The 25,509-nt window shown below is 35.0% G+C and carries 23 protein-coding genes; 13 read left to right on the top strand and 10 right to left on the bottom strand.

What is annotated here, in order from left to right:
- Positions 1 to 3 precede the first annotated feature (3 nt).
- Genes FTRAC_RS12080 through FTRAC_RS12070 form a run of 3 tightly spaced genes read left to right on the top strand, consistent with a single transcriptional unit; the run spans position 4 to position 4,872 of the window.
- On the top strand, positions 4 to 1,119 hold the full coding sequence (locus FTRAC_RS12080; protein ID WP_013454538.1) for an imelysin family protein: 1,116 nt from the start codon (positions 4 to 6) through the stop codon (positions 1,117 to 1,119).
- Complete coding sequence (locus FTRAC_RS12075; RefSeq protein ID WP_013454537.1) at positions 1,106 to 2,443, top strand: HTTM domain-containing protein; 1,338 nt, start codon at positions 1,106 to 1,108, stop codon at positions 2,441 to 2,443. The genes FTRAC_RS12080 and FTRAC_RS12075 overlap by 14 nt, the downstream gene beginning before the upstream one ends.
- Positions 2,440 to 4,872 carry a TonB-dependent receptor gene (locus tag FTRAC_RS12070; RefSeq protein WP_013454536.1) on the top strand — a complete coding sequence of 811 codons (2,433 nt, stop codon included), beginning with the start codon at positions 2,440 to 2,442 and terminating at the stop codon, positions 4,870 to 4,872. The genes FTRAC_RS12075 and FTRAC_RS12070 overlap by 4 nt, the downstream gene beginning before the upstream one ends.
- Positions 4,873 to 4,875: 3 nt before the next feature.
- Here FTRAC_RS12070 and FTRAC_RS12065 read toward each other — a convergent pair whose 3' ends face one another.
- The 5 genes from FTRAC_RS12065 to rpsU form a co-directional block, all read right to left on the bottom strand.
- Complete coding sequence (locus FTRAC_RS12065) at positions 4,876 to 6,198, bottom strand: hypothetical protein (RefSeq protein ID WP_013454535.1); 1,323 nt, start codon at positions 6,196 to 6,198, stop codon at positions 4,876 to 4,878.
- A gap of 9 nt (positions 6,199 to 6,207) precedes the next feature.
- Positions 6,208 to 7,377: a tetratricopeptide repeat protein gene (locus FTRAC_RS12060; protein WP_013454534.1), complete on the bottom strand. Its 1,170-nt coding sequence runs from the start codon at positions 7,375 to 7,377 to the stop codon at positions 6,208 to 6,210.
- A 174-nt stretch (positions 7,378 to 7,551) separates the two neighbouring features.
- The gene (gene hpf / locus FTRAC_RS12055) at positions 7,552 to 7,851 is read right to left on the bottom strand and encodes a ribosome hibernation-promoting factor, HPF/YfiA family (RefSeq protein ID WP_013454533.1); all 300 of its coding nucleotides are present in this window, start codon (positions 7,849 to 7,851) and stop codon (positions 7,552 to 7,554) included.
- 24 nt (positions 7,852 to 7,875) lie between these two features.
- The gene (locus FTRAC_RS12050) at positions 7,876 to 8,757 is read right to left on the bottom strand and encodes a tyrosine-type recombinase/integrase (protein WP_013454532.1); all 882 of its coding nucleotides are present in this window, start codon (positions 8,755 to 8,757) and stop codon (positions 7,876 to 7,878) included.
- Positions 8,758 to 8,837: 80 nt separating this feature from the next.
- Entirely contained in the window at positions 8,838 to 9,029 is a 192-nt protein-coding gene (gene rpsU, locus FTRAC_RS12045) for a 30S ribosomal protein S21 (protein ID WP_013454531.1), read from the bottom strand.
- Positions 9,030 to 9,454: 425 nt separating this feature from the next.
- Here rpsU and FTRAC_RS12040 point away from each other — a divergent pair, with 425 nt between their 5' ends.
- Entirely contained in the window at positions 9,455 to 12,271 is a 2,817-nt protein-coding gene (locus FTRAC_RS12040) for a T9SS type A sorting domain-containing protein (protein WP_013454530.1), read from the top strand.
- Between the two features lie 46 nt (positions 12,272 to 12,317).
- Here FTRAC_RS12040 and FTRAC_RS12035 read toward each other — a convergent pair whose 3' ends face one another.
- The 3 genes from FTRAC_RS12035 to prfA form a co-directional block, all read right to left on the bottom strand.
- The gene (locus FTRAC_RS12035) at positions 12,318 to 13,457 is read right to left on the bottom strand and encodes an acyl-CoA dehydrogenase family protein (RefSeq protein ID WP_013454529.1); all 1,140 of its coding nucleotides are present in this window, start codon (positions 13,455 to 13,457) and stop codon (positions 12,318 to 12,320) included.
- A 122-nt stretch (positions 13,458 to 13,579) separates the two neighbouring features.
- Positions 13,580 to 14,968 carry a choice-of-anchor Q domain-containing protein gene (locus tag FTRAC_RS12030; RefSeq protein WP_041649805.1) on the bottom strand — a complete coding sequence of 463 codons (1,389 nt, stop codon included), beginning with the start codon at positions 14,966 to 14,968 and terminating at the stop codon, positions 13,580 to 13,582.
- The gene (gene prfA / locus FTRAC_RS12025; RefSeq protein WP_013454527.1) at positions 14,955 to 16,022 is read right to left on the bottom strand and encodes a peptide chain release factor 1; all 1,068 of its coding nucleotides are present in this window, start codon (positions 16,020 to 16,022) and stop codon (positions 14,955 to 14,957) included. The genes FTRAC_RS12030 and prfA overlap by 14 nt, the downstream gene beginning before the upstream one ends.
- 257 nt (positions 16,023 to 16,279) lie before the next feature.
- Here prfA and FTRAC_RS12020 point away from each other — a divergent pair, with 257 nt between their 5' ends.
- From FTRAC_RS12020 to FTRAC_RS11995, 6 genes are all read left to right on the top strand, one after another.
- Entirely contained in the window at positions 16,280 to 16,798 is a 519-nt protein-coding gene (locus FTRAC_RS12020) for a YfiR family protein (RefSeq protein WP_013454526.1), read from the top strand.
- 96 nt (positions 16,799 to 16,894) lie between these two features.
- Complete coding sequence (locus tag FTRAC_RS12015) at positions 16,895 to 18,814, top strand: GAF domain-containing protein (protein WP_013454525.1); 1,920 nt, start codon at positions 16,895 to 16,897, stop codon at positions 18,812 to 18,814.
- A gap of 1 nt (position 18,815) precedes the next feature.
- Positions 18,816 to 19,475, top strand: coding sequence for a Tll0287-like domain-containing protein (locus FTRAC_RS12010; RefSeq protein ID WP_013454524.1), 660 nt, complete (start codon positions 18,816 to 18,818; stop codon positions 19,473 to 19,475).
- A 67-nt stretch (positions 19,476 to 19,542) separates the two neighbouring features.
- Positions 19,543 to 20,028 carry an RNA polymerase sigma factor gene (locus tag FTRAC_RS12005; RefSeq protein ID WP_013454523.1) on the top strand — a complete coding sequence of 162 codons (486 nt, stop codon included), beginning with the start codon at positions 19,543 to 19,545 and terminating at the stop codon, positions 20,026 to 20,028.
- 43 nt (positions 20,029 to 20,071) lie between these two features.
- The gene (locus FTRAC_RS12000) at positions 20,072 to 20,740 is read left to right on the top strand and encodes a FecR domain-containing protein (RefSeq protein WP_013454522.1); all 669 of its coding nucleotides are present in this window, start codon (positions 20,072 to 20,074) and stop codon (positions 20,738 to 20,740) included.
- Positions 20,741 to 20,747: 7 nt separating this feature from the next.
- A complete protein-coding gene (locus tag FTRAC_RS11995) occupies positions 20,748 to 21,563 on the top strand; it encodes a hypothetical protein (protein ID WP_013454521.1) in 816 nt (271 codons plus the stop codon).
- Here the strand turns inward: FTRAC_RS11995 and FTRAC_RS11990 are convergent.
- Both FTRAC_RS11990 and FTRAC_RS11985 read right to left on the bottom strand, forming a co-directional pair.
- Positions 21,560 to 21,973, bottom strand: a complete 414-nt coding sequence (locus tag FTRAC_RS11990; protein ID WP_013454520.1) for a response regulator — start codon at positions 21,971 to 21,973, stop codon at positions 21,560 to 21,562. The two genes, FTRAC_RS11995 and FTRAC_RS11990, sit on opposite strands and share 4 nt — an antisense overlap.
- Before the next feature lie 58 nt (positions 21,974 to 22,031).
- The gene (locus FTRAC_RS11985) at positions 22,032 to 23,285 is read right to left on the bottom strand and encodes a hypothetical protein (protein WP_013454519.1); all 1,254 of its coding nucleotides are present in this window, start codon (positions 23,283 to 23,285) and stop codon (positions 22,032 to 22,034) included.
- Positions 23,286 to 23,377: 92 nt separating this feature from the next.
- Between FTRAC_RS11985 and FTRAC_RS11980 the strand changes: the two genes are divergently transcribed.
- From FTRAC_RS11980 to FTRAC_RS11970, 3 genes are read left to right on the top strand one after another with little or no spacing between them, the layout of a single operon-like run.
- Entirely contained in the window at positions 23,378 to 24,331 is a 954-nt protein-coding gene (locus FTRAC_RS11980) for a threonine ammonia-lyase (RefSeq protein ID WP_013454518.1), read from the top strand.
- A 33-nt stretch (positions 24,332 to 24,364) separates the two neighbouring features.
- Positions 24,365 to 25,030 carry a hypothetical protein gene (locus tag FTRAC_RS11975; protein WP_013454517.1) on the top strand — a complete coding sequence of 222 codons (666 nt, stop codon included), beginning with the start codon at positions 24,365 to 24,367 and terminating at the stop codon, positions 25,028 to 25,030.
- On the top strand, positions 25,027 to 25,476 hold the full coding sequence (locus tag FTRAC_RS11970; protein WP_041649803.1) for a hypothetical protein: 450 nt from the start codon (positions 25,027 to 25,029) through the stop codon (positions 25,474 to 25,476). Before FTRAC_RS11975 ends, FTRAC_RS11970 begins: the two co-directional genes overlap by 4 nt.
- Positions 25,477 to 25,509 lie beyond the last annotated feature (33 nt).

The raw sequence follows: 25,509 nt of genomic DNA, 5'->3' as shown, positions 1-25,509 counted from the left end.
ATAATGAGATATTTCAAATTTTCTTTCTTCATAATGTTTATCACTTTTTTCACTGCCTGCGATAATGACTCTGGCAGTGAAAAAGTGAATTTTGACAGAGAAGCATTTCTAGAAAATATGGCTGATCATGTTATCCAGCCTTCAATTGAAAAATTTGCTTCAAATGCAGAAGGATTGAGTGCGGCAACCAACTCTTTTAGCACAAATATTTCTATAGAAAGCTTAAATGTTTTAAGATCTGAGCTTAAAGAGACTTGGCTAAGTTATCAGCATTTGGCCTTTGTGCATGTGGGGCCAGTCTCTAGTGTAAATTTGAGGGATCGAGTAAATATCTTCCCTACTAATACTGATTTAATAGATGAGAATATAAATTCTCAAAATTATGTTTTAGGTTCTGCTGCAAATGTAGCGGCTAAAGGTTTTCCAGCCTTGGATTATTTACTTTTCGGAACAGGAAGTACTGAAGAAGAAGTTCTGGCTTATTTCGGAAACCCCGATTTGGGTGAAAATAGACTGCAATATTTAATTGATTTAGTAGAAGATATTCAAACTACTTCCAATCTAATTTCAGAAGGCTGGCCTGATTACAGATCAACTTTTGTTGAAAATACGGGAACTGATGTTGGGAGTGGCACTAGTTTGCTAGTCAACGAATATAATTTTCAATTTGATATAAGAATCAAAAATGCAAAAATCGGATTTCCTTCAGGTGGAAACCCTAGAACTGGCGGAGTAGTCTCACCTCAAAATGTTGAAGGCTATTTCTCAGGTTGGTCAGGTGAATTAGCACAAAAAGCCGTTAATTCTTCAATTGCCGTATTCAAAGGTCAGCATTTTAATTCCTCTGAAGACGGTCTTGGATTAGATGATTATTTAGATGCATTAGATGCTAGAGATCGAAATGATCAATTATTAAGCCTAGCAATTATTAATAAGTCTACTGCCGCTTTGGAGGAAATGGAAAAAATTAATGCGCCCTACAGCGAGGTTGCTACAACAGAAGGAAGTCAGTTGGTAAATGTTTACAATGCATTGCAAGCTGTAATTCCCCTAATAAAAGTGGACATGACTTCCGCTTTATCTGTTTCAATTACATTCCAAGATAATGATGGTGACTAATTGGTTGCCAACATATCGATTCAATCAAGCAAAACACATTGCACCATTAGCTACTTTCCGAGTAGCTTTTGGTGTTATGATGCTAGCCTCCATAATCCGCTTTTGGTCGAATGGCTGGATAGCAAAACAATACATTGAACCTGAGTTTTATTTTCCCTATTATGGATTTGAGTGGATACAATCATGGGGAAACCCAGGAATGTATATTCTCTTTGGAATTATGGGAGTTGCCGCTGTTGGCATAGCTTTAGGAGCTTTTTATAGAATTAGCGCAGCGCTTTTCTTTTTGAGTTTTGTTTATGTGGAGCTTATTGACAAAACCAATTACCTCAATCACTACTATTTTGTAAGCATCATTGCATTTCTATTGATTTTAGTGCCTGCAAATAAGGCTTATTCCATTGATGCTTGGCGAAAAAAGAAGCAAGAACTCTATGTGCCTGCGTGGAGTATTGATATTATCATTTTACAGTTAAGCTTGGTTTATTTTTTTGCTGGACTAGCCAAATTGCAGCCCGATTGGTTGGTGGAAGCCCTTCCATTAAAAATTTGGTTGCCTTCAAAGGCAAATACACCACTTATCGGTACGCTACTAGACTATAAGTGGACTGCCTATTTTTTCAGCTGGTTTGGTGCATTTTATGATTTAACCATACCATTTTTTCTATTGTGGAAAAGAACAAGAGTTTTTGCTTACCTAACAGTAATAGCTTTTCATTTTATGACTGCCGCACTGTTCCAAATTGGTATGTTTCCATATATCATGGTAGTCAGCACATTAATCTTTTTCTCAGAAGATTTTCACAAAAAATTATGGGCAAAGCTATTTCCTCAAAGACAAGAAAAGTTGTCCGCTTCAGCTGTATTTGGAACTCCAGTTGCTTTAAAATATTGCTTTGCCATCTATTTCAGTTTGCAAGTTCTATTGCCTTTCCGCTATATGCTTTATCCCGGTAATTTATTTTGGACGGAACAAGGCTATAGGTTTTCATGGCGAGTAATGCTGATGGAAAAAGTTGGCTACTCAGAATTTACTGTAAACATTCCTGATAATAATAAATCATTTAAAGTATTTCCACATAAATATTTAACTCCAGTTCAGGAAAAAATGATGAATACACAACCAGATATGGTTTTACAATTTGCCCATTTTTTAAGGGACAAATATCAAGCTGAATATAATGCAAAAACAGAAGTTTTTGTAGAAAGTTATGCCAGTATAAATGGAAAGGGAAGTCGTCCTTTCATCAGTCCAAATGTGAATTTGGCATCTATTAAAAGAGGTTATCAAAATAAAAATTGGGTTTTACCCTATAATCAATGAAGAAGCAGTTTTTCTATATTACAATTTTGTTGATCAGTATTTTTACTAATTCGCTGTTGGCCCAAGGTTTAAAAGGAACAGTAGTTGATTCCGAAAGTAAAAAAGCCATTGAACTGGCAGAAGTTTTTGTTTTGGACAGCCAAGAAAAGGCCGTTACTGATTCTCAAGGAAACTATAGACTCAATTTGCCAGCAGGGAAACACAAAGTCGCTGCATTTTACCTAGGAAGACAAAGTCAAATTAAGGAAGTTCAAGTCAAAGAGGATTGGCAAACCATCAATTTTTCATTAGATCCTTTATTAGAAACATTGGAGGAAGTTAAAGCAATTGGTAAAAAGTCAGAGGTTTTTAATGTTACCAGGTTGAATCCGGTAGAAGGCACACTGATTTATGAAGCCAAGAAAAACGAGGTTATTTCAATTGACCAAATTAACGGAAACCTAGCCACCAATAATGCTCGCCAAGTATTTGCGAAAGTTCCAGGATTAAATATTTGGGAAAGTGATGGTGGGGGACTTCAATTAGGAATCGGTGGGAGAGGATTAAACCCCAACCGAACATCTAATTTCAATACCAGACAGAATGGCTATGATATTTCTGCCGACCCATTAGGCTACCCTGAAAGCTATTACACCCCGCCAGTAGAAGCCCTTTCTAAAATTGAGGTGGTAAGGGGAGCGGCTTCTCTCCAGTATGGTTCGCAGTTTGGAGGAATGATCAATTTTCTTTTCAAAAAAGCCCCAGAAGACACGCCTATTCAATTCCATACTAGAAACACCCTTGGCTCATTTGGTCTATTGAGTTCTTACAACAGTTTATCAGGCAATACTGAAAAGATGGACTATTTTGTTTACTACCAACGGAAACAAGGTGATGGATTTAGAGATAATGAATCTTTTGAATCCAATACGCTATTTGCCGATGTTAATTTCGACATTGGAGATAGATTGTATCTCTGCTTTGAATTCACTCATATGGACTATCTAGCTCAACAAGCAGGAGGGTTAACAGACAGAATGTTTGAGGAAGATCCACGACAATCTGTTAGAGAGCGTAATTGGTTCGGAATACAATGGAATATTCCAGCAATTATTTTGGATTACAAAATTAATACTTCAACTAAAATTAACTGGAAAACCTTCGGATTAATAGGTTCAAGAAAAGCATTAGGAAATCTCGAAAGAGTAACCCAGGTAGATTTTCCTGAAGAAGAAAGAAATTTACTGTGGGATGATTACGAAAACTTTGGTTCTGAATTGCGTCTATTGCATCGTTACGATTTCATGGGTCAAATTCAAGCTTTAGCGATTGGTGCGAGATATTTCAAAGGTAATACTCAACAAAGACAAGGATTAGGCCCAGCAGGCTACGATGCTGATTTTCAATACAACAATCCTAATAATTTAGAAGACCTGTCATTCCGCTATCCTTCAGAAAACATTGCGCTATTTGCGGAAAATATCTTCAATATTAATAACAATTTGAGTGTTACGCCTGGTCTAAGGTGGGAACATATTAGCACCAATAGTTCTGGATACTACAGAAATATGGTGGAAGATTTGGCTGGAAATGTCATTTCAGACACTACTATTTATGAATCTAAGACTTTAGATCGCTCTTTTATGCTAGCGGGTCTGGGAATAAGCTACAAAACACCTGCAGATTTAGAAGTGTATGGAAATATTTCAATGAACTACAGGGGTATAAACTTTAATGATTTAAGAGTTAACAACACCAACATTTTGGTTGACCCTAACCTTCAAGATGAAAGTGGTTATAATGCTGATTTAGGGTTTAGGGGTAATTACAGTGATTTCTTAAATTTTGACTGGAGCTTATTCTATTTAGCCTATAATGACAGATTAGGCGCCCTATTGCGCTATGATGATGCCATTGACGGTTTCCCAAGAGTTTACAGATATAGAACTAATGTGGGCAATGCAGCTATTGCAGGTGTAGAATCCTATACTGAAATGAATTGGAGTAAATTTCTCTATCCAGATCCCATTCATGAGTTTTCCACATTTATAAATGCAGCATTTATTAGAGGACGATATGGAAAAGACAATCAGGAAAGTTCAATTGCTGGAAATAAAGTAGAACTAGTGCCCGATGTAAACATTAAAACCGGTATAAACTACAACTGGAAAAGCTTTTCATCTACTTTACAATTTACCTATTTGAGCGAACAGTATACAGAAGCAACAAATGCTGAAAGAACTGCAACGGGCGTTGATGGAATAATCCCTTCCTTTCACGTTTTAGATTTAAGCGCTAAATACAAATACGAATTTGCGCAGTTGGAAGCAGGTGTTAATAACTTAACCAATAATTACTATTTCACCAGAAGGGCAACAGGCTATCCTGGTCCTGGAATCATTCCTTCTGCAGGAAGAAATTTCTATGTGACTTTAGATTTAAAATTTTAAAACTTATTCAATTTTTTCTGTTTTTTTTGATTGGGCATGAAAATCCAACAGAAAAAGAGCAATAAGAAAGAACGGTACCATCACGATTCTATAACGAGACAGGGTTCCAAAATTATAGGTTGAAATCCCCACCCCAAAAGCAAAAATAATAGCAAAACCTAAGCAAAAAAGAATTATGGGAGACTTAAGACTTTGTCCGATATGCACTAATTTGTTTCGGTAGAAGAGCCGGATAGTCAAGCCCAATAAAAATAACGCTTCCAAGGCGGACAGTAACATAAGCGGATTGTTTACTTCCCATAGATAGGGACGAAATAATGCTACATTAATAGCTTGAGGAGCCAATTTTATCATGCTAGCAAAAGTACCATCCAATTCCCCTAATGAGTAGCCAGAACCTGCGTCTTTTCCCGTCCAATATCGGATGTCATAAGCCGTTACTTGAGCAGTTTCAGCAATCTGATCTAAAGCATATCTTTTATTATCTTCACCAGCCTTAAGTGCAACATAATAGGCTAAGAATATGCCCACTACTAACATAACTGGGGCAACTATGGCTCTTGCAACAGTGGATCGAATTCTTCCAATTCTATACAAGAAAAACCACAGTATTAAAGCTGGCATTAGGCTTAAGAATATATATAGCTTCACTGAAACAATTATATAAATTGACAAACTCAATAGTATACTATTCCAGATGATGTTTTTTCTTTCAAATACTAATTGTATAAAAGCATAAACCAAAAAACCTGTTGCTCCTAGCGTGACAGTATCTTTCAAAATTCCTGAGCCCCAAAAGAAAACAGTAGGTACGAAAAAAATAGAAATGGCAAGCCACTTATTTAATTCAGGATAGATTTTGTAAAATGATTGGTACATTAACCATAAACCCCAAAAAGAGAAAAAAGCAAATAATAAGGCAACCGAAGAATAAGTATTGTAGGTTAGAACTCCAAAAATAGCAGCTATTCTGACTATAAAGTAGGATGTCTGGTCTCGATACATCCAAATTTTAGAAGAGTATTTATAGGTATCAGCATCAAATTCTCCATTTGCAGTTAAAAGCTTTAAGCCCGCTGAAAAATTTTCATAAAACGCATTAACTATATGTGCTGCTCCATGAGTATAATAACTAAAGGTGTCACCTCCGCCATAATAAAATTGGTAAATCAAACCAACTCCAATAGCTCCCACCATTTTTAATAGAAGTGCAGGAAAGAAATATTTTTTAGTTTCTTCAGTGGCTGATACTTCTCTTAAAAAATAACCCAATAGCAATAATACAAAAAGGGTAAGAGGCGCTATAATAAAATCAATGGGTTTCACTGCTCTAAACTACAAATCTTTCAGCTTATCTCGTGCATTTTTATGAACGCCTTGCTTTCTGCTGGCTTTACTTTTTGTTTTCTTATAATATTCCTTTGCTAGTTCTTCATCTCCCTGCTCTTCTGCAATTAGTCCAAGATGGTAAATACTATACAAATAATAGCCTGCTTCCTCTTCCTCTACACTTTCAGATGCTAACATTGCTCTTTTGTAATAATGCTTTGCTTCATCTAAGTTTTGCTTACGCTCATAAATTTGACCTAAAAAGAAACCTGCATATCTACCTGAGGTTCCACCATATCCGGCTTTAGCACTGTCAATACGCTGGAAAATTTCTAAACATTCTCGCTCAGCATCATTAATTTTTCCTGCTGTATACAGCAACCTAGCATAAAACCGGTGAAAATATGCGTTTTGAGGATAGGTTTCGTGTAAGTACTCCGACAACTGTAGTCCTTTTTGCAATTCGCCTTCGTCCAAAGCCCATATTCTCATTAAAAAATATTGTGCCTCAGTTCGTGTGTAAAAAGCATTTTGGGCAACCTGAGTTAATTGTTTTACACCTAACTCTTTATCTCCATCCTCGAAAAACCTTAATACTGGCTTTAGAATAGGATAATGTTCTGGCACCCACTCTACATAGTAATTATATAAAGCATCCCCAAAAAGAAATTCCGGACTCAGATTTTTATTGTTCTTGCTGATTTCCATAAAATCCAAGGCTTTTTTTGCGGCAAAAGTTGCTTTCGTCCAACTTTGGTTTTCTGCATAAAAGCGTCCTTTAAAACCATGAATTGCTGCCAAGAAAAAAGCTGCTTCCATGTCCTCCTCATCTTTTTCAAACATTGACTCCGCATAAAATTGAGCAGTATCTAAGTAAGCTATCATTTTTTCATTATCGGGATGTAAAGAGGGTTCGGGTAAAATTTTCCACCATTCATTAAGTCCATAAAGAAAATAAGGTAAGGGGTGGTTAGGGAAACGATAGCGTAACCATTTAAAATCCTTTTCAACCTTATCATGCTCTGCATTATATATTGCATTTACAGAAGCATTCACTTCCATTTGGATATACATATTATTGAGCAAAATGGATGAATCTTGTTCCATCACATATTGAGCTTTTGCACCAAAAGCCAATAAAACTGCCAAGAAGAGTATAATTAATTTATTGATCATAAAACTTTTAAAACTGCTGTACAAAACAAGGTGGTTTTCAGGGTAATCCTATAGAAAAGATTTTAGTTTTCAATTTACATTGGTAAAAGGCAAATATAATATATGTAACATTAGAAAATATAAAAAGCCCGATCGAAACCGGGCTTTGTTATTTGTTGTAATATGTATGTGCAATTAATGTGCCATTTGCTTTTCCTTAAACTTCTTGATTTGTCTTCTTAATGCTTCCGAAGCGCTATCTATACCAGCCTCAAAAGAATCACTTTTCTCTTTTGCAAATAGCTGGTTTCCTGGAATATTTAATTTTACTTCGACTATTTTGTTTGCGTTATTAGAATCCTTGTCCAATCTTAAAAAAACTTCTCCATCAATAAACCGGTCGTAGAAGGTCTCCAGTTTGTCAATTCTTTTCTGGATGAAATCAATTAATTTTGCGTCTGCGTCAAAGTGGATCGAATGCATTTGTAGCTTCATGATTTTTGTGTTTTACGGTTAAACTTACGCTTTAGGATGTGCTTGATCAAACACTTTTTTGAGTTTGTCAAGCGAATTATGGGTATAGACTTGTGTTGCGGCTAAGCTGCTGTGTCCCAGCATATCTTTTACTGCATTCAAATCTGCCCCTTTGTTTAATAAATGTGTTGCAAAAGTGTGCCTCAGAACATGAGGGCTTCTTTTACTGATCGTTGTGACCTGATCTAAATATTTTTTTGTTATCCTGTTTATCAACATCGGGTAGGCTTTGCTTCCATTATTAGAAACGATTAAAGGGCTCTGCCCGTTGTGCGAAAACAATTCTTTTTTATGAAAAATATACTTATCCAAACGCCTACCAATTTCAAGATGAAACGGCACTACTCTTTCTTTATTTCCTTTTCCTAATATTCTTATAGTGCCAGCTTGTCGATTGAAATCATCTTCTTTCAAACCAATCAATTCTGCTAACCTCATGCCAGTTCCGTATAGCAGTTCCATTATCAACGCATCCCGGTTTCCTTCAAAATCCTCTGGAAATACTATATGAGACAATAAATTATCCATCTCTTTTTCCTGAACAAATTGAGGTAGTTCTTTAGCTGATTTTAATGCCTTTATTTTCTGAGTTGGGTTTTGGTGAATTGCTTCTCTTGAAATGGCAAATTTGTAGAAACTGCGAAGCGCAATAATCTTTCGATTGATGCTTCTGGGTTTTACACCATCTTGCATCAAATTAACAACCCAAGACCGAATATGTCGGTGCTCGGCTTTTAGTAAGTCGCAGGTTTGAAATTGATCTTCTAAATACTTCGAAAATTGATCTAAATCGTTTTGGTAAGAAACTAAAGTATGAGAACTGTAGCGTTTCTCAAACTGAAGATATTTGAAGAAAGTATCGCGCATAAAAAAAGTTAGTATTCGATTCCGCAATTCAGCGAATGAATACTAACTTAATAAAATTATTTGATAAAAGCTAACTTAAATTAGCTATCTAAATCCCTCATTTTTTGCCTATATGCTGCACGGATAACTTCCTTTCTTCTTGCAACAGAAGGTTTCACAAAGTGTTGACGAGAACGTACTTCTTTTAAAGCACCAGTCTTTTCAAACTTCTTCTTAAAGCGTTTTAAAGCTTTGTCAATCGATTCGTTTTCTTTTACGTTTACTACGATCATAATTTACACCTCCTCTCGTGAATTTTCTCCCAAAACAGTAGCTTTTTGTTTATCAATGAATTAGCTATTTGTTTTGAGGACTGCAAAGGTAGAATGATTGTTTTGAAAAACCTAATTCAGTTGATAGTTCCATCTATTTTCAATCAAGAAATTCACTTTAAAAAATTACACATTCTTCTCTTGTCTAAAGCCATTGTAAGCCGCTATTTACAATCTAATGATAGAAGCATTTTATGATTCTAGCATATATTAATCGAATATTTGTTTAGCAATAGGAATCATGAGATGAGCTGTTATGCTCAATGTTTTCAAAAAACCAGCTGATGGATTACTAATCAAAACAGATTAGCTGTACTATAACAAATGACTCTATAATTTTATCATTATATTTGAAACTAAATCATTGCGCCATTAAAAGATCTTCTATGAGAAAAGTCCTACTAACCATTTTAATACTTAATATTTATGTTTTTCATATTTTAGGACAAGTTGTAAATGATCAATGGAGCCCACGAATAAAGGACTTCGGAAATGTGGAAGCAATTGGCAACGATCAACAAGGGAATGTTTATGTTGCTGGATACTTTACGGAGGTTGACGGAGTCGAAACAACCTCTTCTCATTTGATAAAACTAAACTCCGAAGGGGTACTTGATACCACTTTCAATGCCGATATTAATCTTGAAAATGCTCCTGAGGGTCCCCCAGTAGAAGAAAATGACTACAAGATTAAATTCATAGTTCCTCTGGAGAACGGGAAAGTTCTTCTTGGAAGAGAAGTTCATCATTACAGAATATGGCTTACGAGATTAAATGCTGATGGGAGTATTGATGAAAGTTTTCATATTGAACCCATAGGTGCTGAAATGCGATATTTGAATGAAATGCTTGTATTAAAAAATGAAAAAATCTTACTAGCTGGTATTGGCATACACAGTGATAGTGAAAAAGCGGATGGCTCAACTGAAGTGTTTACTGATAGATTAATACTATTAAATTCAGACGGTACTAAAGATGCCTCATTTAAAGGGAAGTATGAAAACAGAAACTATCCTATTGGTCTGGGAAGGGATTTACCAAATATACAGGAGCTCTCAAATGGTCAAATATTAGTGGCGGGGGTATTTTCTGAGATTAACGATGTTAATGTTAGAGGTCTTGTAAAAATTAATCCAGATGGGGCGGTTGATGAAGCATTTACCAACTTTACTTCTGGTGACTACAATAATTTATATTATGACTTTGAAGTTACTTCTGAAGACTTAATTCTGCTAACTGGTGATTTTGATTCAATCAACAATAACTCCTATAAAGGATCAGTGGCATTGAACCCGGACGGCACAATAATGCAAAATATCAATTTGAATATTTATAATTATCAGCAAAGCGGGAGTTTTCGTAGCACTAGTAATTATTTGAAAGGTTTTCAAGATGGGGGAGTAAGCATTATCGCAAATGATATATCTAATGGGAAGACTAAAATATTTATGTTTAATAAAGATCTTAATCTTTTGGATAGTATTGCTATTGACCATACCTTTCTTTCCAATAATTCATTGACGTTTGATAAAGCTTTACAAAAATTCTATCTTTTAACCGGATCGTACAGCAATAATAACGGAATCATAAAATCTGGTTTAAAAAGATATTCAATTAATGGCGCTAGAGACACACAATTTGAAATATTATTATCTCAAAACATTAGTCAAATTAGCAATTTTGTAATTGGTAGGAATGGAGAAGTATTTGGAAGTAAATTTTTATATCAAGGAGCCACCTCATATTTTGATTTAATGAAATTCTCCGTTGGTCAACAACAACCTGACCATATGAACCAAGATCAGCCTAAAAGAGTAATTCCGTTTAAAAATACAGACTTACTCTTAATACAAACAAGCACAAATGATATTAAGATAATTGATTATTCAGGAGAGGAAAAAGATAGCTTCGATTATCAAGAAAGTATTTATAGTATTATAAGTATCAATATAAGTGAAAATGACGATGTTTTTATTACCTATTCAAAACCTACCGAACAAGGCTATACGCCCTATGTAAGAAAACTTCAAGCAGATGGATCCTTTGACCCTGATTTTGAACTCCTTTTAGAGGATGCGATTTACCCATTTAATACTATTAAGATTAATTCAGACAATATCATTACAGCCGTTTTTGAAAGTACTGATACAAATGAAAAATATCAGATTATCACATACGATATAGAAAACAAAGTAAAAGAGAGTAAAATAATTGACCCACAAATCAACCCCTATAAAAATGCAAAGCTTGTGGGTGATTCATTATACTTATTTGATGTAGAGCTAATAATAATAAACGACAATTTCGGACTTGAATATAAGATTTATGTTTACGACATTAAAACGGGTGAAAAAGTCAATACACTCACTTTATATACTCATGAAAGTTCAAATAACGATGTGGTAAATAATTTTTTTCTAACTGATGATAAGAAGGTGATATTTAACGTCTCTAATTCAATTTTTAAGTATGACCTAGAAGGAGAAAAAATTGATGAATATTTTGAATTAAGCTTTGAAGGGAATCTAAATCAAATGAGATATCATGATAACTCTATATACACTATAGGAGAGTTTTCATTTATGAATGATGTGCCTGTAAATAATCTCGTAATTGTTAACCTAAAAAACACTGTACTTAAAAAACCTAACTTGATTTTAGCTGATGTTCAAGAAAAAAAGAACATATCTCTTGAGTGGCTAGGAAACAATGAGACGGAAGATGGTTATTACATAAATTGGGGTGTTGGAGAAAGCTCATCCAGTAGGATAAGAACTGTATCTACAAACACTTCTGCAGTTGCCTATGAGCTTATTTTAACTGAAGAAGAATTAAAAGAGTTTGACAGCAATACGGATGAAATTTGGTTTAATGTCGAAGCATTTAATGAGGCAAATATATCTGAGCCTTCTAACAAGCTTAGTGTAAGCTATGCAACTGTAACAGCAAATGAAAGTAAAAAAACTAAAAACATTACCTTTTTTCCTAACCCTAGTAGCGGAAAATACTTTATCAATGAAGTTGAATTGGATCTTAAAGACTCATTATCTTTCTACTTAGTAGATATGTCTGGTAAACTTATTAAGAAAATAAATCTTGATGAAAGAACTATATCTATATCGTTAGAGGAACAAGACTCAGGGCTGTATTTTTTGATACCCACTAACTCGAATTATAAGCCAATTAAACTTATTAAAAAATAAAAAAGGGGCGTTTGCCCCTTTTCCTCTTTATATTTTTTATCTAAAACTATTTCAAAATAGATCTACTGATTACCAGTTTCTGAATTTCAGAAGTTCCTTCTCCGATCGTACATAGCTTAGAGTCTCTATAATATTTTTCAACAGGATAGTCTTTGGTATAACCATATCCACCAAAAATCTGAACTGCCTCCACTGAGTTTTTAACCGCAACTTCAGAAGCATAATATTTTGCCATTGCAGATTCTTTAGTGACACTTTTACCATTGTTCTTTAAATCAGCAGCTTGGAAGGTTAATAATTTAGCCCCTTCCAGTTCAGTTGCCATATCTGCCAACTTAAATGCAATGCCTTGAAAACTTGATATAGGCTGGTTGAACTGATGCCTTTCTTTACTATATGCTAAGGCTGCCTCATAAGCACCTTCCGCAATCCCAAGAGAAAGAGCAGCTATTGAAATCCTTCCGCCATCTAATACTTTCATGGCTTGGATGAAGCCTTCCCCAACATTTCCCAATATATTATCTTTATGAACTCGGCAGTCTTCAAAAATCATTTCAGCGGTTTCTGACAAACGCATTCCTAATTTATTTTCTTTTCGGCCTCCTTTGAAGCCTTCAGTTCCATTTTCAATAACGAAAGCCGTCATGCCATGAGAGTCACCAATCTCTCCAGTTCTCACAATAACTACCGCAATATCTCTAGATATGCCATGCGTAATCCAGTTTTTAGCACCATTGATTACCCAATAGTCACCATCTTGAACAGCTGTGGTTTTCATATTTCCAGCATCTGAACCAGTATTAGGCTCTGTTAAGCCCCATGCTCCAAGCCATTCAGCAGTTGCTAATTTCGGCAACCATCTTTTTTTCTGTTCATCATTGGCAAATTGCAAAATATGACCTGTACATAATGAGTTGTGTGCAGCCATAGATAAACCGATCGAAGGATCTACTTTTGCAAGCTCCATGATAGCAGTAACATATTCTTCGTAACCAAAACCAGCGCCACCATATTCTTGTGGCACTAAAACGCCCATTAGGCCTAACTCACCCAACTTTTTCATTACTTCTATTGGGAAATATTGTTCTTCATCCCATTGATCTCTTTGTGGGGTAATTTCCTTTGCGCCAAAATCACGCACCATTTGTGCGATCATTTGTTGGTTCTCATTCAATCCAAAATCCATAAATATTTAATTAGTCGTTTCCTGAAATAAATTCAAAGATAATCAAGTTTGTATTATTTACCCAACTAACATTAGTTAGGTTAAAAAGGTTGGAATAAAATAGGGTTTTTAGAAGTGGCTACTTATTCCTCAATCTTAACATACTGGTATGCACCTATATCTGGGGAAGCTCCTCTCACTTCTCCTTGGATATCAGTAGCAATCTCAGTGGACAAGGCTGAACCAATAGCAGGTGAATCTTCTCTCAAGCGAAAATCTTGGTTCCCCACTTCAACAAAAGAGGGTTCTTGGTTTCTAATTGAATTGTTCTCGCTAAGTGCTTCAATGGTGCTGCGGAATAAATTATGGGAAAATGAAAAGTTTAAGTTCCCATCTTGTTGCTCAAAAAATTGTATTTCATCTGGTATTCTTCCATATATGATGTTGTTCAACAGTTGAACATCCATTGCTGCCAGAATTTCATTGTCATTATTATCTACAGCTAAATCCGAAAAGAAAGCAGCTGGATCCTCTCGAGTAGTATTATTAAAATAATTAGCAATAGTACAATGCGTATAGTAAGCACTCCCTCCTCCAGTGTGTAACACCGTACCTGAAGCAGTGTTATAAAAAACAGAATTTAAGGCAGCAAAATCACTGTTTAAAGAAATTACAGATGATATAGCCATATTTCCCACAAAACAACTCTCCATTGTTAAATCTGGCTCATTGTCTGGGTCAAAAATATTTAAATTAACTCCAAAAAGAGCATTTTTAATAGTAGTATATTTAAAATAATTGTTCTTACTTCCTTCCAGAAAAACAATTCCGCCCCATTGTCCAGGTGAACTTGCAAATGGTTCATCTAACCTGTCGTTAGTGAAAAAAATGGGATTTTCTAGATTTCCTTCGGCCTGTAAGCTACCGTTTACTACTAAAAATGTTTCTGTCGCACTGTAAATTCGAGCACCAGCTTCAATGCTCAATACACAAGAAGAATCCACTTGGATTACACCTGATAAAACGTAAGGCTTATCCGAATTCCACCTGGAATTACAAGCTAATATTGTATCCGAAAGATAGTTTGCATTTTGACCCCAGGCTTCAAAAACTACTGATTGTGCATTGTTTTGGTTTACTACTTCCAAATAATCTCTGATTACAAAAGGATTATTTTCGTTCCCTTGATCAATATTTGCTGAAACTAACAATAGTAGACTATCTTCTGCCAACAGTAGCTGATCAGAAAAGGAAGCTTGCGTCCTACCATTTAGAGTCAATTGAAATGCTTGACTTTGATTTCTGAACTCAATATTTGAAATTTTGACCGCTTTACTAGAAGGATTCTTAATTTTTAGACGTTTTGTAATGCTTAATCTTTCAGCAAACAAGGTGTCAAATTGGAGAGTATCCGTAGAAAAAATCAGGTTTACAGGTTCTGTTGTTGGTTCTGGTTCATAGGAACAAGAGGCAAATGCTAAAATAGACAGCCCACTAACCACTAATATAAAGGCCTTATTAAGCCGTTTCATCCAGTTTGCTGGCATTTTCGGCAATCTGTAAATTTTCGATAAGGTCTTCAATTTCACCATTCATTATATTCGGTAAATTATGAACTGTATAGTTGATTCTGTGATCCGTTACCCTTCCTTGAGGATAGTTGTAAGTTCTAATTTTATCTGATCGGTCACCACTACGTACAATACTTCTTCTTTGTGCGCCTACTTCCTCATTTTGTTTTGCTAACTCTATTTCATACAAACGAGAACGCAATACTCTTAGTGCTTTATCAAAGTTTTTAATTTGTGACTTCTGGTCCTGACAAGTTACTACTAGTCCAGTTGGTTCATGAGTTAATCTAACGGCAGAATAAGTAGTGTTTACAGACTGTCCCCCAGGCCCCGATGAACAATAAGTATCTTTTCTAACATCATTCATGTCAATTTCTACCTCAACATCATCAATTTCAGGCAAAACAGCAACTGTAGCAGCTGAAGTATGTACTCTTCCTTGGGTTTCCGTTTGTGGCACTCTTTGGACTCTATGCACACCAGACTCATACTTTAAAGTTCCATATGCATTTTTTCCTGTCACGGTACTAATAATTTCTTTATATCCGCCAGCAGTTCCAAAAGTTAAATCGAGGACAGTTAGATTCAAACCATTTTTATCACAGAAGCGCTGATACATTTTAAAAAGATCGCCAGCAAAGATGGCCGCTTCATCGCCCCCAGTTCCGGCCCTGATTTCCAAGACCGCATTTTTAGAATCATTAGGATCTTTGGGGATCAACATTTTCTTCAATTCCTCCTCAAGCCTATCTCTTTCTGGTTTTAACTCCTCCCACTCCATTTTGGCCATTTCCCTAAATTCAGGTTCTTTTTCGTTCTCCAAAATATTCTTGGCTTGCTTAATATCATCTAAAACTTTGGTATAGGCATCGTAGACCTCCACTACCTTTTCCAAATCAGCATATTCTTTACTGAGTTCGGTAAATTTTTTCATGTCGGCCATAGCATCAGGCTGAACCATTAGTTGGCCCACTTCCTGAAAGCGTTCTTTCATACGTTCTAGTCTGTCTAACATCAAGCAATCAATTTATCTATGCAAAACTACTAAATATTAATCAATAGAGTAAAGCCCAAAACACATCATATTTTAACATAAATATAAGTTGCCAGTAGAATTCAAAGGATTTTCAATGCTGTTCAGCGATTATTACTTCTTTTTTCACTGAAAAATGACTACTTTTTCACTTTAAAAATAAATAGAAGTAGGTTAAATTACGCTTGTATAATATAACTTGCATTAAAAATTAAAGAATCAGAGAAACTCATTAACGGATGCGTCACTTAAAAATCGTTCCCTTATTATTAATATTCCTTTTTATAGCAAAGGTCAGTACCGCTCAAGAAAAGAACTACCGATTTCATAAGGTGTTTTTTTACAGTTTTACAAAATATATTGATTGGCCACAAGAAAAAAAGAAAGGTGATTTTATCATAGCGGTAATGGGAGAATCAGCAATTACGCCATTATTAAAAGAAATGGCAGAAATTAAAAAAGTAGGCGAGAGAAATATAAAGGTCGTTCAGCTTGACAAAGTAAACGCAGGTGACTTTTATCATATATTATTTATTCCTTCGGAACAAAACCAAAACTTCGGAGCTATTAAGACTGCACTAAATAACCAGCCATGTTTGTTAGTGACCGAATCTGAAGGCATGGCAAGAAATGGAGCCATGATAAACTTTAAGGATGTAAATGGCAAATTACGATTTGAAGTAAATACTCAGAAACTGGAAAGTTCAGGTTTAAAAATGTCTCAAGAACTAACTCGTTTTGGAGAAGAAATAAATTAAATATTACATAAAACAAGATGCATAAATATTGGATTGAATTTATAATTCAATAAAATTCATTAAGTTTAAAAAAGAATAATTTTTAAAGGCCAAAAGATGAAAAACTTTCGATTTACTATTGGTAATAAGATATTGGGTGGGTTTATAACCCTTATATTAATATTTATTGTTTATGCTGGTATCACCATATTTACTGTCTCTCAAAACAGTAATTTAACCGCAACTAATTCCAATGTAATTAAGCCTTCTTTAACCAGCATTAAAGATTTCAACCTTCTGATTATCAGATCAAAAATGCTAGTAACCAACTGGGTGCACCTCCAAAGTGGCGAAACCGACAAACAAAGTTTGCGAGCTATTCATGAAGAGGAATATCCTGCCATGAAAGAAAAGATTACCACTTTAAAAGAAAACTGGGATAACAAAGAACAAAAGCTCGAAATGGATACTGTTTTCTCAGAATTTGAGGACTTGCTAGCCGTTCAGAAAGAGGTGATGGAAAGTTTAGTGACTTTCGAAGATTATGAGGATCCCATCGTGAAATTTATGGCTTCGGAAACAATTGAAAGAGAAGTTATCCCAAGAACAGATACTGTAGTTGCACACCTGAACGAGATTCTTGTACAAAAACAAAATGAATCGGAACAATATGAAGCCAATGTATTAGATTCCTCCAATAGTTTGAGAAACACATCTATTATTCTAGGAATAGTCTTTATCGTATTAGGATTAATAGGCGCTTTCTGGTTGGCTTCCTCTATCACTAAACCTGTAAATTACATTAAAGATATCATTGTAAAACTAGGAAAAGGAATACTACCTGAAAATAATGATAGGAAATTCGGTAATGATGAAATTGGTGAAATGGCTGTGGCTGTGGGTCAATTAGTAGATGGACTAAAAGACACCTCATATTTCGCTGAAAATATCGGTAATGGAAAATACGATTCCGATTATGAGCCTTTAAGTGAGGAAGATGTTCTAGGAAATGCTCTTATTAACATGAGGGGCAACTTGCGTAAAGTGGCAGAGGAAGATAAAAAACGTAATTGGTCAACAGAAGGCTTGGCCATGTTCGGAGATATTTTAAGAAAAAACAATGATAATATTTCCCTTCTTTCAGATGATATTATTTCAAATTTAGTGAAATATACCAAGTCCAATCAAGGGGGTATTTTTGTTATAAATAGAGAGGACGATGATGATCCATTCTTAGAATTAACTGCCTGCTATGCATGGGATAAAAAGAAATACTTAGAGCAAAAAATCTACGAAGGTGAAGGCTTAACAGGTCAAGCCTGGTTAGAAGCTGAAACCATCTATATGACCGAAGTTCCTCAGGACTATGTGATGATTACTTCAGGATTGGGCGAAGCAAATCCAAATAGTGTATTAATTGTCCCATTGAAGGTTAATGATGAAACTTACGGCATAATAGAGCTCGCCTCATTCAATGAATTCGCTGAACACGAACGGGAATTTGTCGAGAAAATTGCTGAAAACATTGCATCTACTATTTCTTCTGTAAAAATCAATGAAAGAACTTCCAAATTGCTGGAAGAATCGAGAGAGATGACAGAGCAAATGCGTTCACAAGAAGAGGAGATGCGTCAAAACATGGAGGAGCTTCAGGCAACACAAGAAGAAATGGAGCGTGCTCAACGTGAAAGGGAAGACAAGGAAAAAATCATCAACTACACCAATATGATGGTTGAACTTGATGGTTCTTTTTATATTAATAGCACCAACAACGTGGTTTCAGATAAATTAGGCTACTCTTCTTCTGATTTAAGTGGAAATGAATTGTCTAAAATAGTTGAATCCAAAGATGCTTTAAAATCATTGAAGGGATCTTTAGAAGCTGGTAAGACGTGGTCCGGTGTTCTAAAACTAAAGAACAAGACAGGAGATATAGTAAATGCTCAATTTTCTTGTGGGCCATTGAGTAGTCAAGATTCTGGTGGAAGCAGTTATCTGATGATAGGAGCTGTAGTTTCAAATGAAGAATTAATATAATATGTCTTTTTCAACCAAATTATCATTGGCCATGGTTCTTTTGATAGTTTGGGCTTGTGGTTTTTCGACTGAAAAAAGAAGACCCAAACGAATTGAGGATACTCAAGAAAAAAGAGAAGTAAAAAGAGTTTCTGAAGCTGACATCATCAACAGAACAAGAAAGCTTGGGGATTCTATCACGAAACAAGCAGCTTCCGTATTCATGAGCAAAATATCCCAACAATATGCCGAAGGTGGATATAAAGCCGCTGCTAAGTTTTGCAGTATGCAGGCTTATCCACTAACGGATAGTTTAGCGAATGAATACAAAGTTTTTCTAAAAAGGGTCAGCAACAAAAACAGAAATCCTAAAAACATTCCATCTGTTATAGAAAAGCAAGTTTTAGAAGCTTACGAATATTCAGTTAAACAAGGTGATGATATCGCAGCAAACGTTCAATTTATCCGCCCAGGAGACACAATACTTTACAATAATCCCATAAAAATACCCTCTGAGCTTTGTTTGAATTGCCATGGCAGCTCAAGCCAAATTTCTAAAGAGGTTCAGGCCATCTTAAAGCAGGAATATCCAAATGATAAAGCCATTGGTTATAAAGTTGGTGACCTTAGGGGAATGTGGAGCCTCAAGTTTCTGAAAAAGGAAATCGTTCAAGGATTATAAGATTAAATTTTTCTTGCCTTCTTTTAGGGGGGTCTAGAAATTTTTTTCTCTAATTATAAAAATTGAATTGAAACAGAAACTCATTCAACAATTTTATCAGGATTACCAAGAAAAGCTAATTAAGTTTGCTTTTGCTTTAATGCGTTCTCAGGAAAATGCTGAGGAAGCCGTACACAACGTTTTCCGTAGATTATGGGCTTCTGACAAATTATCAGAAATCGAAAAACCCTATCCTTACCTCATTCAATGCACCAAATTTGAAGCTTACGCCATCTTAGCTCAAGAAAAGAAACAAAAGGAAGTCAATCTCCAATTTCTCAAATCGGAAGCAGAAGAGAAAAGGCTAGTGGAAACTAATGAGAACAGATTAATACAATTGCGAACAGCAATCGATTCCCTCCCTCCAAAGTGCAAAAAAATTATGCGGCTAAAAGTTGATGATGGCTTAACTCATCGAGAGATTTCTGACTATTTAAAGCTTAGCAAGAAGACAGTAGAAAACCAGGTCACCATTGCCATCAAAAAAATTAAAAAATATCTAAGCGATCATTAGGGGTAAAGAGACAATTCTTCCTCTACTATATAGAATTAAAAAAATGAAAAACTCTTATTCAAAAATATGGGGCTATTTAGAGGGTAAACTATCAACAAAGGAGGAGGAAGAGTTGATGAATTGGATAGGTGAATCTGAACGAAATTCAGTTTTTTTCAATCAGGTTGTCGAAGATTTCAATGAAATCAGCCTTCCTTCTTCTAGCCCGAAACGCAACACAAAATGGTACTGGGCAGCAGCAAGTTTATTATTGCTGTTTTCTTTGGCCTTCTGGGTTCTCGATTCAATTGATTCCAATAGCCCTGCACAAAGTTTTGTGTTATCAGATGGCAGTCAGGTCAATCTTACTAAAAACTCATATTTTGAATTCGATTCATTAAGCTTTGCATCAACCAAATGGATTAAAATAAATGGCACTGCTGAAGTAAGTACTGAGCCGGATGAACACTTATTAATTGAAACTCCAAATGGGTATTTGATGCTTGAGGGAAACTCTTCTTTACAAATTCAGACAATTGAGAAAAAAGAAATGAAGGTCTTTGTTAATAAAGGAAACATAAGGTGGTTAAACCCATCAGTTACACCGGAGGAAGTGTCATTTGCTGGGGGAGAAAAATTGCACTTTACAAAAGATGGTAAAACTGTATTATTAAATAATAAACATACTACCAAACGGCCCCTTTTTATTTTTGAAAACTATATGAACCTTTAAATTCATTATGATGAAAGCAATCAAACTAATACGCCTATTGCTAATAAGCACCTATTCGATTACTGCATTTTCCCAGACAAAATGTACCGATCAGCTGTTGAGTTTTACATCCACTCTTGAACCTGATTCCTTAAAGGTTGATCTAAACCTGATTTTATCAATTAAAGCTTATGAAGATATTCCCTTTTACGAAGAAACCAGATTTACGTCTTCCTCTAAAAATCCACAATACTTTGTGATAAAGAAAGTTAATCCAGATGCTTCTTTAAAATACAAGGTTTTTGACTGGGACAATACTGAAATTGAAATTGAAACGATTGAACTAGAAGAAAAAGGAGAATTACTTATTTCTTTGGATAAGCATCAAAGCGGTAACTATAAACTTGTATTGTATTCTAAAAACCCTGATGGCAGTTGTATTAGCCTTTCAAAACTGAAAAGAAAGCGGGAAGGAGAAATTAAAATTCCCATGAGCAATCTCAATCAAACTACAGATTTGAAAGCACTGACCTTCTTGAAAGAATACAGCTTGGATATAAAAACGGATGACCTACCTGTTCTTAAAGAATATACCTATGTGTTTACAAAGGGCACTGACTATTATTTCCTATGGGAGGACAATAAAAACCTTGAATTAAAAGTAACAGACCTTAAGCGGGAAAAGCAACCTTTAAATGAAGTTGAGGATAAAAACAACCTAATGAAAACTCATTGTGAAAGGACTGGGATATATTATTTTATTATTTATGCCAAAGAAGGGGTGAAACAAAATGCTAGACTGAAATTATTTTATGATGAACAGAGTAAAAAAAACTCAAACTAAAAGAATGCCTTCATTTTGTCCTGTGTTTTTAATTGACTTAAATAATCTGAAGAAAGCGGTTTCTCAATATAATCGATTACAAGATCATAATGCTTAGCTTTCTCGCGGTCAGCAGTATTAATGGAGGATGTTAAAATTATAACCGAAACATTTTTGTTCATGCCTTTTTCTATAATGTGATCCATAAATTCCCAACCATTTAAAATTGGCATATTTATATCTAATAATACACAGTAATGCTTACTAGCGTTAAAATAAGTTTCAAAGTACTCTACTGCATCTTTACCATTGTAAAAACTCTTTGGATCTAAGTGAAACTCATTTTCTTTTACATAAACCTGATGCAGAAAAACAGTCATGTCATCATCGTCAACGATTAAAACCTCAAAGTTCTTTTTAGGTAAAGGCATTTTTTAATTTGGTTATATACAATTTAGAATATTAGATTGAAATCCAAACTACGTAAGTTCAAATACCAGACCTGAAGTACAGTGAAATCACGTCTGCAAAAAAGTTACCACCCGCAGCACCATGTATTTCCTCAGGACTTACATTCGTAAATGTATAAGTTTCAAATAAAACTTCGGTGCTTCCATTATCTGTCATATTATTATATGCATCAACAGAATTGAAATAGGGCACTAATTGATCATTTTCATGATGATACAATTTTATTGGAGCCTCTGCTTTCCAATCATGGATGTCATTATCTGCTAAAGCTAAAGAAAACTCACTGTTTGGGTCATTAACTTCAGCAATAAATTCTTCCGTAAATATTTCTTGTGGATTAGTGTTACTTAATGCGAAATAACCGTTATTCTTTACTTCGCTTGCATATGGTTCCTGCAAATAATAATCCATTCCCCTCTGCAAGTAAACTCTATCGTAAGTATCCATCACCCATAAGTAGAGGCTAATGGAAAACCCTAAATCGCCTTCATAATTGAATATATAATCTCCAACCGCTGATTTATGATATGCACCTGCGCCCATCGCACTTCTAGTGATTGTAAATACATCGCTATGGTTTTCTTCTATATATTTATGTAAAGCCATAGTTGAATTTCCTCCTTGAGAATAGCCAAGAAGGTATAATTCTTCTTCTTCGGTATCATTATCTGTTCTAATTTTTACATCTAAGAATTCAGCATATTCTCTTGCTGCTACAAGCATATCATAACTTGTTGTTGCGGTGGTTTGGGCATGTTCATAAGGATGAAACATATCTTTAGTACTTCCATAACCAATATAATCTGGAGCAGAAATCATATATCCATTTGCTGCAAAAAGAGATGCTGACAAATGAATTTCGGCATTATCAACTGACAAATAAGAAGGTGCTCTACTTTCCTGATCAATCTCTGGGTTTGGGTCTTTTGCTAAAGTACTATGTTGAAAACTTGTTAATTTAGAAGAGCCGCTTACAATTGGAATCAAAATTAAGCCTGAAGCCTCCACCTCTGTTCCATCATAGTTTTCTGTCATGTAAGTAATCTTATGGGCAGTTATATCAAAATTGATAAATCCACTGGCAGGATTATTTTCACCAAACCGAGCAGATATTTCTTCTGATGATATAGAATCTAAAAATTCATAGCTTACAACATGTTGGAACTCAAATTCATCTTCCAGTTCATCTTCCAATTCATTATTATCACAAGCCCAAAATAAAAGAGGCATAGATAAGAAGAAAAATAATCGTAGAAACTTATTAGATTGCATAGTTATGTGTTGTTTTCAAAATATCCTTGCATTATGAAATGCATTTTATAAAATAAGTAAGCAATATATCGAAATAATATAAACTAAACATTATGCTCCTTCAAGAAATACCCAAAAAAGAGGATATACTAGCTGCAGAAAAAAGAATTCATGATTATGTACACCGCACTCCCGTATTTACTTCAACCCAACTAAATGAAATGTTAGGAGTAAACGTATATTTTAAATGTGAAAACTTACAAAAAGTTGGGGCTTTTAAAATGCGTGGCGCATCTAATGCTGTTTTGTCATTAACAAAACAGCAGCTTAAAAAAGGGGTTGCCACTCATTCCTCAGGCAATCACGCACAAGCTATAGCACTAACAGCAAAAATAGCAAAAATACCTTCTTACATCGTAATGCCTCAAAATGCTCCTGAGGTGAAAGTTGAAGCGGTAAAAAAATACGGTGCTGAAGTTATTTTTTGTGAGTCCAATTTAATGGCAAGAGAAGAAACCCTAAATGATGTAATTGAAAAAACTGGGGCTACTTTTATTCATCCCTATGATAACTACGATGTAATTGCAGGGCAAGCAACCTGTGCTAAAGAAATGATAGAGGATACTGATCACTTAAAAGCAATATTTGCACCAATAGGTGGGGGTGGATTAATGGCGGGAACATTACTCTCTTCTCAATATTTTGGACATAAAATACCAATTATTGGGGCTGAACCACAAGGAGCCGATGATGCTTATCGATCATGGAAGGCAGGAAAACTTATTCAAATGGAAAACCCAAATACCATTGCGGACGGGCTCAGGACTTCAGTGGGAGAGCGAAACTTTCCTATTATTCAAGATTACATTACTGATATTGTTACCGTAAGTGATGCAGAAATAATTGAGGCCATGCGTTTAATTTTTAATTATTTAAAATTGGTGGTTGAGCCTTCGGGTGCTGTTCCGTTTGCATCTATGATGAAAACTGCCGAAAAATATAAAGGAAAAAAAGTAGGAGTAATCCTCTGTGGTGGCAATGTAGATTTAAAAAAGCTCCCTTTTTGATATAGCATAATTGCAAACTAGTTTTAAAGGTTTATGAAAGTTGTTCACCGCTATTATATTCTTCCGAAAAGAGACCAAAAAAGAAAATTATGGTCATTTGTTTTCAATATGTTGATCATTATTGCGGTGATTGTATTCATGGCATGGAGCACTAGTCTTTGGGTTTTGTTGGTTTTAATTCAGCCAGTAATCTCCATTTTTGCCTCATTTATTGATGTTCCTACTGGCAGAAATAGTGGCCAAATAGTTTATTATTCCCCTTTACTTTTGTCATCAGCAGTAAAAAACAATAGCATTCATTTGCACGGGGGAACACTTTTCGACTACTACTACACCCTTAGCATTCAAAAGAGCGAGTCCAGAAACAAAAAGACTATTCTCTACAGCTACATGGAAGGGCTTTTAAATTTATTGGATAGCTTTAACGAAAGAAATGACGATTTAAAAATAAAGGCAAATGCTTACTTTATAAATCCTCACACAGCATCGAGGCTAGGATTTAAAAAGGTACACACCCAATCTTTTCAAAAAGTCATCATGTTTTTAAATTACTTACCTATCACCATCAGTTATTCTATTGCCATGGGTAAATTAAGTTTTCCCAATATCTTCTCCCTAAAAAGTTACGAGTGTCAACTTGCGGATTTAAGGCAAAACCGGCATAAATTAGAATCAATGTTTGAACGCATTAAAAAATGATGATAAAAAAAGCCTTAATCGGTAAATGTAAAGCTGAAATAATTGCCAAGATAAAAGCAATTGAGCAAGAGATGGAAAACCTGAAAATTTCATTGGGTGCTGAAACCAAAAGTTCGGCTGGAGATAAGTATGAAACGAGTCGGGAAATGATGAATCAGGAAAAGGGTAAATTACAATCTCAAATGGCTGTCTTAAATCAACAATTAGAAACCCTGAGCAAAATTAATACCTCTATTAAGCACCAGAAAGTATGTTTAGGATCAATAGTTAGAACATCAGCAGCTTTGTATTTTATTTCCATCTCATACGGAAAAATAACAATCGAAAAAGATCAGGTTTTCATGATTTCTGCCATTACTCCTCTTGCTCAGCAGATGATTGATAAAATGGTAGGGGAAGAGGTGGTTTGGAATGGCAAAAGTATTTTGATTGAAGAAATAGAATAAGCAAAAAAACAAAATGCCGGTATTCAGGTTTTA

The sequence above is a fragment of the Marivirga tractuosa DSM 4126 genome (assembly GCF_000183425.1).
In the GTDB taxonomy this organism is placed as follows: domain Bacteria; phylum Bacteroidota; class Bacteroidia; order Cytophagales; family Cyclobacteriaceae; genus Marivirga; species Marivirga tractuosa.
The sequence above is the reverse complement of the archived record's forward strand: the minus strand, read 5'-3'. Positions and strand labels throughout refer to the sequence as shown.